Here is a 13,388-nt window from a genome sequence, read left to right as displayed (position 1 = left end):
CACGTTATTTCCGGAATACCAGATACTGGCTCAAAACTATTAAAATTATCGATAAAAAGGAGTTGATAATTGCTTTAAGCAATGTATGAAATAATCCGTGCAGGGTAAATGCTTCTGCGAAAAAGAGAAAAAGGTTATGCGCCAAAATCAGTATAACTGCATATTTCAGGAACCACTCAAAACCATAGGTACTGATTCGCGGAGCACTTCCCGGTTCATAGTTATCTCTGGACGAAATCAGCATTAAGACCCCCGGCCGTAAAAAGGCTGCAAACACCGTAGCCGAGGCATGAATTCCCGGGGTGTTGGAGAAAATATCAATTGTCAGTCCAAGTAAAAAGCCTAAAATCAACAAAAGGTAACGGGGAGTATCGAACGGCAACAGTAAAATGAAAAGGATGTAGATAAACGGAGAGTATATTCCCCCCAATTGCACGTTATTAATGAGCAGGACCTGAACCAGGACCAGCACCACGTACATAATGCCGTATTTCAGAATATCATTGATCATTTTCGTCCGTTGATTCGAGCTTCAATATTTCGTCACGTGTTTTGTTCTGTATGACATCCACATACACCAGGTTTTTGAAATCCACAGACAGGTTAACCGTAATTTTGTAGAAATTACTTCCTCCCTGTAGTGAATAATCGGAAACGGTTCCCAGCATCAATCCTTCCGGGAAGATGGCCGAATAACCGCTGGTCACAATGGTGTCCCCTTTAGCCACATCCACGTGAAAAGGAATTTCGTCAAGTTCAGCTTTCCGGTAATCACCACCATCCCAGGTAAGCGAACCAAAATAATTGTTACGCTTAATCTTGGCACTAATCTTCAACCGGTTATTCAGGATGGAAATGACGGTACTGTAATTCTTCGATACATTAGTAACCACACCTACAACACCATCGCTTGATACAACCCCCATATCAGGTTTAATTCCATGCCTCGAACCTTTATTCAGCAGAATATAATTGTGGGCCCTGTTTACCGAATTATTAATCACTTTGGCGGTGATGAAGAAGAAATTCTGGCGGTACAAGGAATCGTGTTGCGGAGCATCGTTTCCGATTTTCGATAGTTCTTCACGCATCAGTTCCGAACGCAACTTGGCATTCTCTTCGGCCAGTTCGTTGTTGAGCTCCTTCAAGGAAAAATACTGTGCAACGCCCCAATAACCGTTGTATATACCTCCGGTTACCCGATTACTTGAGTTCAAAAATTTGACATGCTGATAATTGTTGTACTTCACTATCATCGTGATGGACAACACCTCCAGAAATACGAATAAAAATACGGCATGATACTTAGCCAGAAAACGTAGTAAATTCCTCATAGGCAAAAAAGGGAGGAATATACTCCTCCCTGGTCTGCGTTAATTTTATTTCATGTTAACGAAGAAGGAATGAGAATTTGTCCACATTCTTCAGTGCAATTCCTGTTCCTCTGGCAACAGCCCGCAACGGGTCTTCAGCAATATGGAACGGAATATTAAGTTTATCGGACAGGCGTTTATCGAGTCCGCGCAACAAGGCTCCTCCACCGGCCAGCCAAATACCGCGGTTCACGATATCAGCATACAACTCAGGCGGAGTTTGCTCCAACGCACTCAAAATAGCCGTTTCAATCTTCGAAATCGATTTTTCCAGACAGTGTGCGATTTCCTGGTAAGATACCGGAACCTCGATAGGCAATGCCGTCATCTGGTTCGGTCCCTGGATGATAAAATCAGATGGCGGGTCCTCCAACTCGGATAGAGCTGCTCCCACGTTGATTTTAATCTCCTCAGCCGTACGCTCACCAATCTTGATATTGTGCTGGTGGCGCATGTATTCCATGATGTCGCCGGTCAGGTCGTCACCCGCGATACGGATGGACTTGTTGGTCACAATTCCGCCAAGCGAAATAACGGCAATCTCGGTAGTACCACCACCGATATCGACAATCATATTTCCCTCGGGTGCTTCTACATCGAGGCCGATACCAATAGCTGCCGCCATCGGTTCGTAAATCATATAAACTTCGCGTCCGCCGGCATGCTCCGACGAGTCGCGTACCGCCCTGATCTCCACCTCGGTTGATCCGGACGGGATACAAACTACCATTTTTAATGCCGGTGAAAACAAACGGCTTTTCGGATGAATCATTTTAATCATCCCTCTGATCATCTGTTCAGCCGCGTTAAAATCCGCAATCACCCCGTCGCGCAACGGACGGATGGTTTTCAGATTCGCGTGTGTTTTCCCCTGCATCTGCCTTGCCTTCTCCCCGATGGCGACCATTTTTTCGGTTTTCATATCGATGGTCACGATCGATGGTTCATCAACAACAATTTTATCATTATGAATAATGATGGTATTGGCCGTACCAAGGTCGATGGCAATTTCCTGGGTAAGAAAAGAGAATAGGCCCATACGTATACGTGTCTTAGTTCATTTATTGTTTTACTAACTCAATGCTTAAAATGCCGGAATCCGGTTACAACCATCGCCATATCATGCGCATCGCAAAATTCGACGGAGTCCTTATCCCGGATGGATCCTCCCGGTTGAATCACACAATCGATCCCCTCGTTATGTGCAATTTCGACCGAGTCGGCAAACGGAAAGAACGCATCGGATGCCATAACAGCGCCTTTCAAATCAAAACCAAATGATTTTGCTTTTTCGATGGCATGCTTCAGCGCATCCACACGGGAAGTTTCACCAACACCACTAGCCAGTAGTTGTTTCCCCTTAGCTAGAACGATCGTATTTGATTTTGATTGTTTAACCAAACGATTTGCAAACAATAAATCTTCCACCTGCTCTGCTGTAGGTACTTTTTTCGTTACCGGCTTCAGCTCATCAGCGACTTCCTGTTTTCTATCTTTTTCCTGAACAATCACTCCATTCAACACACTCCTGAACTGAACATCAGGTGTCTCACCTTCTTTCCGAATCAGTATAATACGATTTTTCTTACTCTCCAGAATTTCGAGTGCTTCTGCAGAATAAGACGGAGCAATAATTACCTCGAAGAAAATCTTATTTGCTTCGGTAGCGGTTGCAGCATCTACCTCCCGGTTGGTAATTAATATTCCACCAAAAGCAGATACCGGATCACCAGCCAATGCATCTTTCCATGCGGTTACAAGATTTTCGCGGCTGGCACATCCGCAGGCATTATTGTGTTTCAGGATGGCAAAAGTCGTGTCGTCATATTCATCAATCAAACTGACCGCCGCATCGATGTCCAGCAAATTGTTATACGAAATCTCCTTGCCGTGAAGTTGCTCGAACATTTCATCAAATTTGCCGAAGAAAACACCTTTTTGATGCGGGTTTTCACCATAACGCAACGACTTCGACTCATTCTGGCTAGCCCGGAATTTTTCCGGCCATTCGCCAGCAAAATAATTATAAATAGCTGTATCGTAATGCGAAGAAGTAGCGAAAGCCTGTGCTGCAAAAGCTTTCCGATCATCCAGAGAAGTTTCGCCGCCTTTTTCATCCAGTAAAGCCTGCACTTCTTCGTACTGACCGCGGTGGGAAACGATCAACACATCATTAAAATTTTTGGCGGCTCCCCTAATCAGCGCAATTCCACCAATATCAATCTTTTCAATGATATCGGCTTCAGAAGCTCCTGTGGCAACTGTTTCCTCAAAAGGGTAAAGGTCGACAATTACCAAATCAATTTCCGGAATCTCATACTCTTCCAACTGTCTTTTATCTCCGTCATTCTCTCTACGGGCCAGGATTCCACCGAATACTTTCGGGTGAAGTGTCTTAACTCGTCCTCCTAAAATAGAAGGATATGTGGTCAAATCTTCCACTGCCGTTACCGGAACATTTAGTTCGCTGATAAACTTTTGTGTACCACCAGTTGAGTAGATAATAACCCCCAGCTCATTCAGTTTCTTAACAATGAGATCCAGTTTATCTTTGTGATAAACAGAAACCAACGCTGATTTTATCTTCTTTAAGCCGCTCATTTATAATTATTTAACTTTTACCCGCAAAGTTAATAAAAAGCCGTAAGTTTTCAGGCCTTTTATAAATTGATTTATAATATTTTCAATAAACATAAAAACAAAAGCGAGCAAAGTTCTCTTTTCAAATTATTCCTACCTTTAAACAACCATTAAACGCTATGCTTTTACTCAAACTCATACTCGAAAGTTTTCGCTTTGCGTACAATGCACTGATCGTAAACAAACTGCGAACATTCCTGTCGCTTTTAGGCATTACAATTGGCATCTTCTGTATCATATCGGTTTTCACCGTGATTGATTCGCTGGAACGGGCCATTCGTAACAGTATGGAGTCATTGGGCAGCAATGTAATTTATATTCAGAAATGGCCGTGGGCTCCGCCCGAAGGGGAAACGGAATATCCATGGTGGAAATATCTGAACCGTCCGGTTCCCAAACTGCAGGAAGCAGAAGATATATTGCGGCGCTCGCAACTCTCCCGGGACGCGTCATTTAATGTCGGTTTTCAGCGCACCGTACAAGTGGGCAGAAACAGTGCCGAGAATGTGCAAATCATGGGAACCTCGCCGGGCTTAATTCACATTTGGTCGCTGGACGTTGCCCGGGGACGGGCATTCTCCGAAATTGAAATGAATTCGGCCCGAAACCTCGGCATGTTGGGAGCCGATGTGGCATCGCAACTTTTCCCGAATGAAAATCCGATTGGTAAAACCATCAAAATACAGGGGTACAAAATTTTCATCATCGGGGTTTTTACGAAGATGGGGGAAGACATGTTTGGTACCAGCATGGATAAACGGGTTCTACTTCCCATCAAATTTGCAGCCCGCATGGTCGATATTCATCGCGACATGGGGCAAAGCATTATTGTAAAAGGGAAAGAAGGCGTTTCGGCGCAACGGCTTCGCGACGATCTGGAGGGAGTGATGCGTTCCATCCGGCGGCTCAAACCAAGCGAAGAGAATGATTTTGCCTTGAATGAAGTCAGTCTGATTTCCGGACAGCTCGATAATTTCTTCAAGGTATTCAACCTGGCAGGATGGATTATTGGAGGATTTGCTATCCTGGTAGGAGGTTTCGGCATTGCCAATATCATGTTTGTTTCGGTGCGGGAGCGCACCAAAATTATTGGTATTCAAAAATCGCTGGGCGCGAAGAATTATTTCATCATGCTGGAGTTCCTGTTTGAATCGGTGGTTCTTTCTGTCATGGGAGGAGCGATTGGCCTTCTAATCGTATATGCCGGCTCGGTGCTCGTCAGCCATATGTCCTCCTTTAATCTCTCGCTGACACTGGGAAATATCTTCACCGGAATTTTTATCTCGGCAACCATCGGAGTGGTAGCGGGGATGCTACCGGCAAGAAAAGCTTCCAGCCTCGACCCGGTAGAAGCCATCAATACCATTTAATTATTTAGCGTGAAGTACCTTTTCTATTTCACGAGTCAAGGCAACGAATTCCTGAACGGAGAGCTGTTCGGGCCGCTTCGATAGTAAGACTTTATCGACCTTATCGATTTCCGGAACAAGTCCCTTCAAACTGTTTCGTAACGTTTTTCGCCGCTGATTAAAGGACTGTTTCACGATAGTGAACATCAATTTCTCATCACACTCGAGCGATTCGACTTTATTCCGGGTTAACCGGATAACAGCCGATTTCACTTTGGGTGGTGGTGAAAAGACATGTTCATGCACCGTAAAAAGATACTCGATATCGTACCAGGTCTGAAGCAATACACTCAATATTCCATAGGTTTTACTTCCCGGCCCGGCGGCAATCCGTTCGGCTACCTCTTTTTGTAACATCCCCACCACCTCGGGAATCTGGTTACGGTATTCCAGTACCCTGAAAAAAATCTGGGATGAAATATTATACGGGAAATTTCCAATAAGGGAAAAAGGCGCAGGAAGATGTTCTGCTAAATTCATTTTCAGGAAATCGCCTGAAATCACGCGGTCTCCAAGCTCCGGAAAATGCTCGTGAAGGTAGGCAACCGACTCGCGATCAATCTCGACCACATACGTCTGCAAGTCTTTGTCTTCCAGTAAAAACTGCGTTAGTACGCCCATACCCGGCCCTACCTCCAGCACTTGTTTAACATCCTTTCTCTGGAGGCTATTAACAATCTCATGGGCAATATTTTTGTCCGTAAGAAAATGCTGTCCCAGGTTTTTCTTTGCCCTTACTGTCATATTTGCGTTATCAAGACTTAGACTAAATGTGTTCTGTTTCCCGAAAAAAACTAAATTTGCTCAACTTAAAAAGAAGTCCAAAAGTACAAAAATTCAGCGGCTTTCGTCTGAAGAAGATGGTAGATTACCAAAGTAATTTGCCCATCCAAAAACTTGATTCGCTTTGAAAAAAAAATTACTCGATATAGCCAAGGCACTTATATTTCTGGCATTAGGTGTATTTCTCTTCTGGCTGGTTTACCGTGGTCAGGATGTTGACCGCATCAAATCGGTGCTGAAAAATAACGTGAATTATAGCTGGATATGGCTTTCGCTGTTTCTGGGGCTTTTGAGCCATATTAGCCGAACCCTGCGCTGGGTGATTCTGATTAAACCACTGGGAAAAAAACCAGGATTCCTGAACACCTTTTTCTCAGTTATGACCGGCTACCTGATGAACCTGGCCCTTCCACGCCTGGGAGAGGTTTCGCGTTGCGGTGCGCTATCGAAATATGAAAAGATTTCCATGCCGAAATTGCTGGGAACGGTCGTTCTCGAGCGATTCGTGGATGTTATCATGCTACTGCTGCTCACGTTGTTTGTATTTGTTACCCAGTTCGATAAAATGCTGCTCTTCCTCCATCACAACCCAGAAGTGGAAGATAAAGTTGTATCTGTGGTAACATCACCTGTATTAATTGGAGCCGTTATTTTTGGAATTGCAGCCCTTATCATCTTCCGGAAGAAATACGGACATCTACCGGCAGCAAAGAAACTCAACGACGTTTTAAGCAGCTTTGGAGAAGGATTCCGCTCATTCAAAAGTATGGATAACAAGGGAGCATTTGTTTTTCACACCTTCTTTATCTGGGCTATGTATTTCCTGATGAGCTATGTTTCATTCCAGAGTTTTGAATTCACGCGCGATCTTCCAATTTTGGCAGGAATGACCGTATTTGTGTTAGGAAGTTACGGCATGGTCGCCCCTGTTCAGGGTGGCATTGGCGCATGGCACGTAATGACCATTGAAGGATTAGCACTTTACGGAGTGGCTAAAAGCAACGGGGTTATTTTCGCCTTTTTAGTGCATGCAGCCCAAACCTCCATGATGCTGGTTATCGGCCTGATTTCTCTTTGGGCATTGCCGTTCATTAACCGTAACCGCCACCGGGCGTAGCACCGGAGAATTTTTCGCTACCTTTACGCAAAATCATTACCCCGTGTCCAGAATCAACACAGAACTTTTTATAGCACGACGGATTTTCTCGACCCGAGAAGGAAAAAAACGATTTTCGCGGTCCATTGTCTCATTTGCGATCATTGGTATAGCATTGGGATTAATTGTGATGATTCTTTCCGTAGCGATTGTCACTGGTTTCAAATCCCAAATTCGCAAGAAAGTGATTGGCTTTGGTTCGGATATACAGGTAGTGAACTACGATTCCAATTCATCGTACGAAACCAAGCCCGTTCCCAAACAGCAGCCCTGGCTCGACTCGTTGCGGGGCATGCCCGATGTCAGGCATGTGCAAATGTTTGCCACCAAACCGGGTATCATTAAAACAAAAAAAGAAATTCAGGGCGTAGTGCTGAAAGGAGTCGGTCCCGATTTTGACTGGAGTTTCTTCCGCCAGAACATGGTGAAAGGCAAAATATTTCATGTTAACGATTCGGTTCGCACCGACGATGTTATTATTTCAGAGCAACTTGCCGACTTACTAAAACTCAAGCTGGGCGATCCGTTATTCATGTATTTTCTGAACGATGTTTCAAGCGCTCCACGAATGCGGCGTTTCAAAATTACGGGCATATACAAAACCAGCCTCGAAGAGTTTGACCGGCTATTCATTCTGGCTGACATCAAACACATTCAACGCTTAAACAACTGGACGAGTGACCAGGTGAGTGGTTTTGAAGTTTCGCTGAATAATTTCGACCAAATTGACCGAATGACACAGGAAGTCCGCAACCTGACGTTGAGATATGAGGACCAGAAAAATTTACCGGTTTTACGCACCGTGAGTATCAAATTAAAATATCCCCAGATTTTCGACTGGCTGAATCTCCTCGACATGAACGTTTGGGTGATTTTGGGATTGATTTTAATTGTCGCCGGTTTCAATATGGTATCGGGATTGTTAATTCTCATTCTGGAACGGACCAACATGATTGGTGTTATGAAAGCTTTGGGAACCGAGAATATGAGTGTTCGAAAAGTATTTCTTTACCTCTCGACTTTCCTTATCGGGAAAGGAATGCTATGGGGAAACATTATTGGCTTGCTGATTTGTTTTCTGCAGGCACAGTTTGGTATCATCAAGCTCGACCCAACTTCCTACTATGTTAACACGGTTCCTATCAACTTAAAACTGCTTCATTTTGTTTTACTGAATATCGGAACACTGGTCATTACCGTGTCAATGCTGGTTATTCCATCGTGGTATATTTCCCGCATTACTCCCGATAAAGCCATTCGTTTCGATTGATGAGTAACCTCCGGCAGGAAGTTCGTAAATTCAGCGGCAAATTATGACAGACTTTATTCACATACAATCCTATCTCCGTTTTGCGCTTTCGCATTCCCTTCCGGGAGAAAAAGCACATCAGATGCTGCTTCCGGCCGGACGAAAGTTAAAGCCTGTCACCAGTGATTTGTCGGTTAACCAAAGTGGCGTTTTGCTGACGTTATTCCCGGATAACGGACAGCTTTACACTTGCTTCATCCGGCGACCGGAAACCATGAAAAATCATGCCGGTCAAATCTCCTTCCCGGGAGGAAGACAAGAAGATCAGGACCCCGATTTGATTGCCACAGCCCTTCGGGAATCACAGGAGGAAGTTGGCGTAATACCTTCTGATATCGACATATTGGGACGATTAAGCCCGTTGTATGTTCCGGTCAGCAATTTCTTTATTTCGCCGGTCGTTGGTTGGAGCGATTCAAAGCCTAATTTCCAGATTAATCAAACCGAAGTAGATGATTTGATACTGGTTCCCATAAAGAAACTGCTGGCTCCAGACGCCATTCAAACGACCCAAATTGAAACCCGGAGTGGTTCCAGGGAAGTTCCCTGTTTCCGCTTTAACGGGCACATCATTTGGGGCGCAACCGCGATGATTTTCTCAGAATTCCGGGAGGTGCTGAAACAGATGCCTGTCAGGACTCCTTAACCAGGTTCCGGTAATGCAGGTACCGTTCCCAAACTTCTTTCACGTATTTATACGGTTCTTCTCCGCGACAATATCCCCATTTAACAAGCGGATCTTTGTAATATTTAGCTACCGATTTATGCAACAGGAAGTAGTCGACATTGCCGTCCCAAATATTCGGGTCCTTGCCATATTTCCGGGCTAAACGACGAGCGTCAAGCACGTGCCCCAATCCAACGTTGTAGGAAGCCAGTACAAATTTCAACCGTTCGGTCTTATCCGGAATATCATCGGAAAAATAGTTGTCGAGCCACGAGAGCATTTGCGTTCCTCCGTAGATATTCTGTTTCGGATCCATCATGTCATCTACATTGAACCACTCGGCTGTTTCCGGCATCAACTGCATCAAGCCAACAGCACCGGCCCATGATTCGGCATGTGGGTCGAAGCGCGATTCCTGGTATATGATTGATGCTACTAAACGCCAGTCCCAATGAATCTTCCGGCTGTCAACCTTAATAATGGAATCGTAGCGGGAAAGCTGGTTCCCGTTAAGTGAATAATAATTACTTTGTACGATGGATGCGGTGCGCGGATTGCGGAAATACTTGTTGTACAGCTTCCGGTAATCATCGGTTTTCCGGAAATCTTTTATCCACTTATCAATGTATTTCTTCAGCGACGGAGCATTCTTTCGAACCGCCCAGGCCAGATACTGTGGAAAACTTACCGGAGTCTTCACGTCGAGGTTAGGGTAGTAGCCCTCGTTTACTTTTCCAACGTTCTCGTCACAAACCGTATAATCGATTTTTCCTTCAGCTACCATGGCAACTAATTGTTCCACGCCGTACACCGAGTCTTCTTTTAAATTGATTTCAGCACCAATTTCGTCCGAAAGGCTACGCATACGCTCAGCATAAGCGGTGTTTTGCTGTACATAAACCGTTTTCCCGGCAAGGTCCAACTGATTCCGGACCAAATGTTGGTCGATCTGCTCTTCCGTCATCTGCCGCCAGTCTTTGGGCTTGCGCTGAACCAAAACCTGACGCGTTTGTCCCAGGGGATAAGTGAACGAAACGATTTGATTCCGTTCTTTTGTAATCGTCAGATTTTTGGCAACGAGATCCACCCGACCGGCATTCAGGTCGTTGAAAGTCTCTTCGAGGTTATTCCGCACATTAATTTCCAAAGTCACGCCCATGTTCTTAGCCAGAGCTTTCAGCAATTCGTACTGAAAACCCATCGGACGACCACGGTATACGAAATAGTTGGTTGAATTATAGTCAACAACTGCTTTCAGTTTCCCATCTTTCAGGACCCTGTCCAATTCATTTGTCTTTTGTGGGATATGATCATCATCGGCACGTGTAGGAGCCGTAGCCTGCTCACATGAAATGACCAATAGAGAGAAAACAGCAAAGAGAAGAAATATGTATCTTCTGATTCTCATAAGCTAAATGTAAGGGAATAATTGCAAACGCACCAAATGTCGGGAAGTCTAGTCGTAGAACGACCAGGCAACTCCAAAGGACAAGGTTGCAATCTGTTCAGGATAAGACGGGGTTCTGTAATAACCTCCGTCCATAAACTTTTCACCCAGGTTCGAATATTTCAGATAGAACCGGGTACGTTTCAGTTTAAGATTGATAAAGGCGTCGAGCCAGGGGTAGTTACCGATTTTTTCGGTATTCTGAATATAAAACATACCAGTAGCCGGATTGTAATTATCGGCATAATAGCTGGTTTCATAATGAAAATCAAACCCGATTTGAACATGCAAAACCTGCGAAACCAGCGTTTGATAATAGGTACGGTTCCGGAACATAATCTCCGGGAGATGAAGATATTTATCAGTAGTAGTCCATTGATAAACAAGCTTGTTATAAAAATGTAGTCCTCCTGCCACAAATTCTTTGGCCAGATAGGCCTGCATGACAGAGAACTCCGAGCTCGCCTGCCCGGGAACAGCGTTTTCGTTAAAATAAACGTAGTTATTAACGATACGATAGTCAGCACCAGTGGTCAGATGCCAATGCGGATTGTCATAATATCCGCCCACTGATAGGTTATAGGTTCTATCGAAGTTATTGTCCCATTCGTAATGATTCGAGAAGTAATGCTGCAAGAAATAATCGGGCGTCACATTTTGCATTCTTCCGTAAATATGGAGCACCGAAGTATCACGCTTGGTGCGAATGGGCTTTTCGATATAACCGCTAAGGTCAAAATCACCAAATTTATATCCTTGTATGTAGTATTTTCCAAAAGCATTCCAGCTCCAGAACTTTCCTTCGGTACGGTACAACGCACCACCGATGTAGGTGTTCGTGAGGTTATGCGATTGGGTTAAACCCACAGTATTGTCAGTCCCTTTCGTAGGGTAATAAACTTTAATTAAGTCGTTACCGATGAAGGCTTGCTTCCCGAATGAATATTTCCGGTCGGCTGATTCCAGCACCTTCATCCGGAAGGTATTGGTCACCCGAGTCTCGCCGGCCATATCTTTAGTAGCCGGATCGGAAGTGGTACCTGCCACGTCGTTAATTAACGGCTGATGATTGGTTCCATAAAAATAAACCGTATCAACCGGATTACTGAATACAAAATATGGATTGGGATCCGATTCAGTGAATGTCCGCTTACTATCGGCAAAATCGATGGTATGCATAAAAGCTACACGAGGGATGAATTTTTGGAACATCTCATCACCTTCTTTCACTTCCTTCCAGCTCCCCACCTTGAACTGGTGAGACAGGCTTCCGTAAAGACTCTGCATCTTCGAATTGGCTCCGTCGAGCCATACAGGCATATTTTCAGGCTTCAGATCAGGATTTGCAATATCAGTGGGGCGAAGTAATCCACCACTTTCCTGATTTTTAAATGAATTATGGCCAAATGTAAACCACAGGTCATATTTGGGACCATTATAACTGAGAAACATACTAAGATTATTACTCTTAGCCTCGGCGTTCAAATATTTTCCCTGCGAACCGATTGACCCGTAATGGATACCAAAGTTAAATTCAGGAGATACGTTTTGCGTGTGTAGAACATCCAACCAGGTTTCCCCATTAGGCCGGTTGCTAAACCATTGTCCATACTGCAAAAGCGTATACGGAGTAGTGGTGTTATAATAATCATTGGTTTTCGGCCAAACGCCGTAGGCTCCATGATTATTCAAAAAAATAAAATCGGAATAATTCTTTCGGTTGAAGAATTGATTGGTTTTGTAGGCCGTGCCATAGTTACCAAGATTTTGTACCGAAATATTATCCTCGTAAGTTAAATTGTATTGCTGAAAGTCGGTTAATGTGGTATCGAGCTGTACCTCTTGCGGACGAGACAGCCCGTCAACCAGGTTGTAAACATGAATAACCGAAACTATCGAGTCCTTTTTCGCCTCCTTAGCTGGCAAGCGCTGTTTTCCCACATTCTCGGGCATCCCGCGCTGAGCCTTAACCGTACCGGCTAACGCCAGCAGGATAAATAAAAGTCCTATTTGCCTCTGAAAATTCATCTGCGCAAAGATAGCTATTTCGGCGTCGTGACGTTACTCCGTGACCATTTTATCATATGTTATATGGTCTGTCAAGCAGAAAACATCCTGTAATCCCAGTTAATACAAGTTCTTGCCGTTTTATTAAACTATCGTTAAACCAACAACTTAGTAACTAGCTGGTAGTTTATCCTTTACCAACGATAAACCGAACCAACCCACGTATTAATTATTGTTAATAACTGAAATCCCATACAACTGCATAATATTTCTTCTGGTCTGAAAACTTTGCTGACGCAAAAAAGCCCGACTCCAATACAGGAACCGGGCTTTGTGTAAAATAAGCGGCGACCTACTCTCCCACATTTCTGCAGTACCATCGGCGCTGGCGGGCTTAACTTCTCTGTTCGGAATGGGAAGAGGTGGGGCCCCGTCGCTATAGCCACCTAAAGTTTTCAGCTTGCTTTTCAGCTATACAATATCTTGTTGTAAAACAGTGCCAAGTATCAGCTTTTTAGTGTTTAGAAACTATTCTTACTTCTCACTTTTGCCTTTTTACTTGTCCCCTGATTTACTGACATGAACCCTGGAAGAAAA

The 13,388-nt window shown here is 44.3% G+C and carries 11 protein-coding genes and 1 rRNA gene; 4 read left to right on the top strand and 8 right to left on the bottom strand.

What is annotated here, in order from left to right:
- Positions 1-4: 4 nt before the first annotated feature.
- The 4 genes from mreD to purH are packed head-to-tail and all read right to left on the bottom strand — an operon-like array spanning position 5 to position 3,974.
- On the bottom strand, positions 5-511 hold the full coding sequence (gene mreD / locus T426_RS0114955; RefSeq protein ID WP_027585913.1) for a rod shape-determining protein MreD: 507 nt from the start codon (positions 509-511) through the stop codon (positions 5-7).
- A complete protein-coding gene (gene mreC, locus T426_RS0114950; protein WP_025865355.1) occupies positions 501-1,334 on the bottom strand; it encodes a rod shape-determining protein MreC in 834 nt (277 codons plus the stop codon). The genes mreD and mreC overlap by 11 nt, the downstream gene beginning before the upstream one ends.
- 55 nt (positions 1,335-1,389) lie before the next feature.
- On the bottom strand, positions 1,390-2,412 hold the full coding sequence (locus T426_RS0114945; protein ID WP_025865354.1) for a rod shape-determining protein: 1,023 nt from the start codon (positions 2,410-2,412) through the stop codon (positions 1,390-1,392).
- A gap of 38 nt (positions 2,413-2,450) precedes the next feature.
- Positions 2,451-3,974: a bifunctional phosphoribosylaminoimidazolecarboxamide formyltransferase/IMP cyclohydrolase gene (gene purH / locus T426_RS0114940; protein WP_025865353.1), complete on the bottom strand. Its 1,524-nt coding sequence runs from the start codon at positions 3,972-3,974 to the stop codon at positions 2,451-2,453.
- 158 nt (positions 3,975-4,132) lie between these two features.
- Between purH and T426_RS0114935 the strand changes: the two genes are divergently transcribed.
- Positions 4,133-5,383: an ABC transporter permease gene (locus T426_RS0114935; RefSeq protein ID WP_025865352.1), complete on the top strand. Its 1,251-nt coding sequence runs from the start codon at positions 4,133-4,135 to the stop codon at positions 5,381-5,383.
- On the opposite strand, the gene rsmA is transcribed toward T426_RS0114935, so the two are convergent.
- A complete protein-coding gene (rsmA, locus tag T426_RS0114930) occupies positions 5,384-6,166 on the bottom strand; it encodes a 16S rRNA (adenine(1518)-N(6)/adenine(1519)-N(6))-dimethyltransferase RsmA (RefSeq protein ID WP_027585912.1) in 783 nt (260 codons plus the stop codon).
- 163 nt (positions 6,167-6,329) lie between these two features.
- Here rsmA and T426_RS23880 point away from each other — a divergent pair, with 163 nt between their 5' ends.
- From T426_RS23880 to T426_RS0114915, 3 genes are read left to right on the top strand one after another with little or no spacing between them, the layout of a single operon-like run.
- Positions 6,330-7,322 carry a lysylphosphatidylglycerol synthase transmembrane domain-containing protein gene (locus tag T426_RS23880; protein WP_025865351.1) on the top strand — a complete coding sequence of 331 codons (993 nt, stop codon included), beginning with the start codon at positions 6,330-6,332 and terminating at the stop codon, positions 7,320-7,322.
- 43 nt (positions 7,323-7,365) lie between these two features.
- Positions 7,366-8,631 carry an ABC transporter permease gene (locus tag T426_RS0114920; RefSeq protein WP_199898664.1) on the top strand — a complete coding sequence of 422 codons (1,266 nt, stop codon included), beginning with the start codon at positions 7,366-7,368 and terminating at the stop codon, positions 8,629-8,631.
- A gap of 43 nt (positions 8,632-8,674) precedes the next feature.
- Positions 8,675-9,316 (top strand): NUDIX hydrolase, encoded by a 642-nt coding sequence (locus T426_RS0114915; RefSeq protein ID WP_051569001.1) that lies wholly within the window; start codon positions 8,675-8,677, stop codon positions 9,314-9,316.
- Here T426_RS0114915 and T426_RS0114910 read toward each other — a convergent pair.
- From T426_RS0114910 to rrf, 3 genes are all read right to left on the bottom strand, one after another.
- Entirely contained in the window at positions 9,303-10,745 is a 1,443-nt protein-coding gene (locus T426_RS0114910; RefSeq protein ID WP_027585910.1) for an MltF family protein, read from the bottom strand. The two genes, T426_RS0114915 and T426_RS0114910, sit on opposite strands and share 14 nt — an antisense overlap.
- A gap of 48 nt (positions 10,746-10,793) precedes the next feature.
- Positions 10,794-12,812 (bottom strand): putative porin, encoded by a 2,019-nt coding sequence (locus T426_RS0114905; protein ID WP_027585909.1) that lies wholly within the window; start codon positions 12,810-12,812, stop codon positions 10,794-10,796.
- A 318-nt stretch (positions 12,813-13,130) separates the two neighbouring features.
- Positions 13,131-13,241, bottom strand: a 5S ribosomal RNA gene (gene rrf / locus T426_RS0114900).
- Between the last annotated feature and the right edge of the window lie 147 nt (positions 13,242-13,388).

Source organism: Prolixibacter bellariivorans ATCC BAA-1284 (assembly GCF_000621705.1).
GTDB classification, from domain to species: Bacteria; Bacteroidota; Bacteroidia; order Bacteroidales; family Prolixibacteraceae; genus Prolixibacter; species Prolixibacter bellariivorans.
Note: the sequence above shows the minus strand (reverse complement) of the source record. Positions and strands in the feature narration are given on the sequence as shown.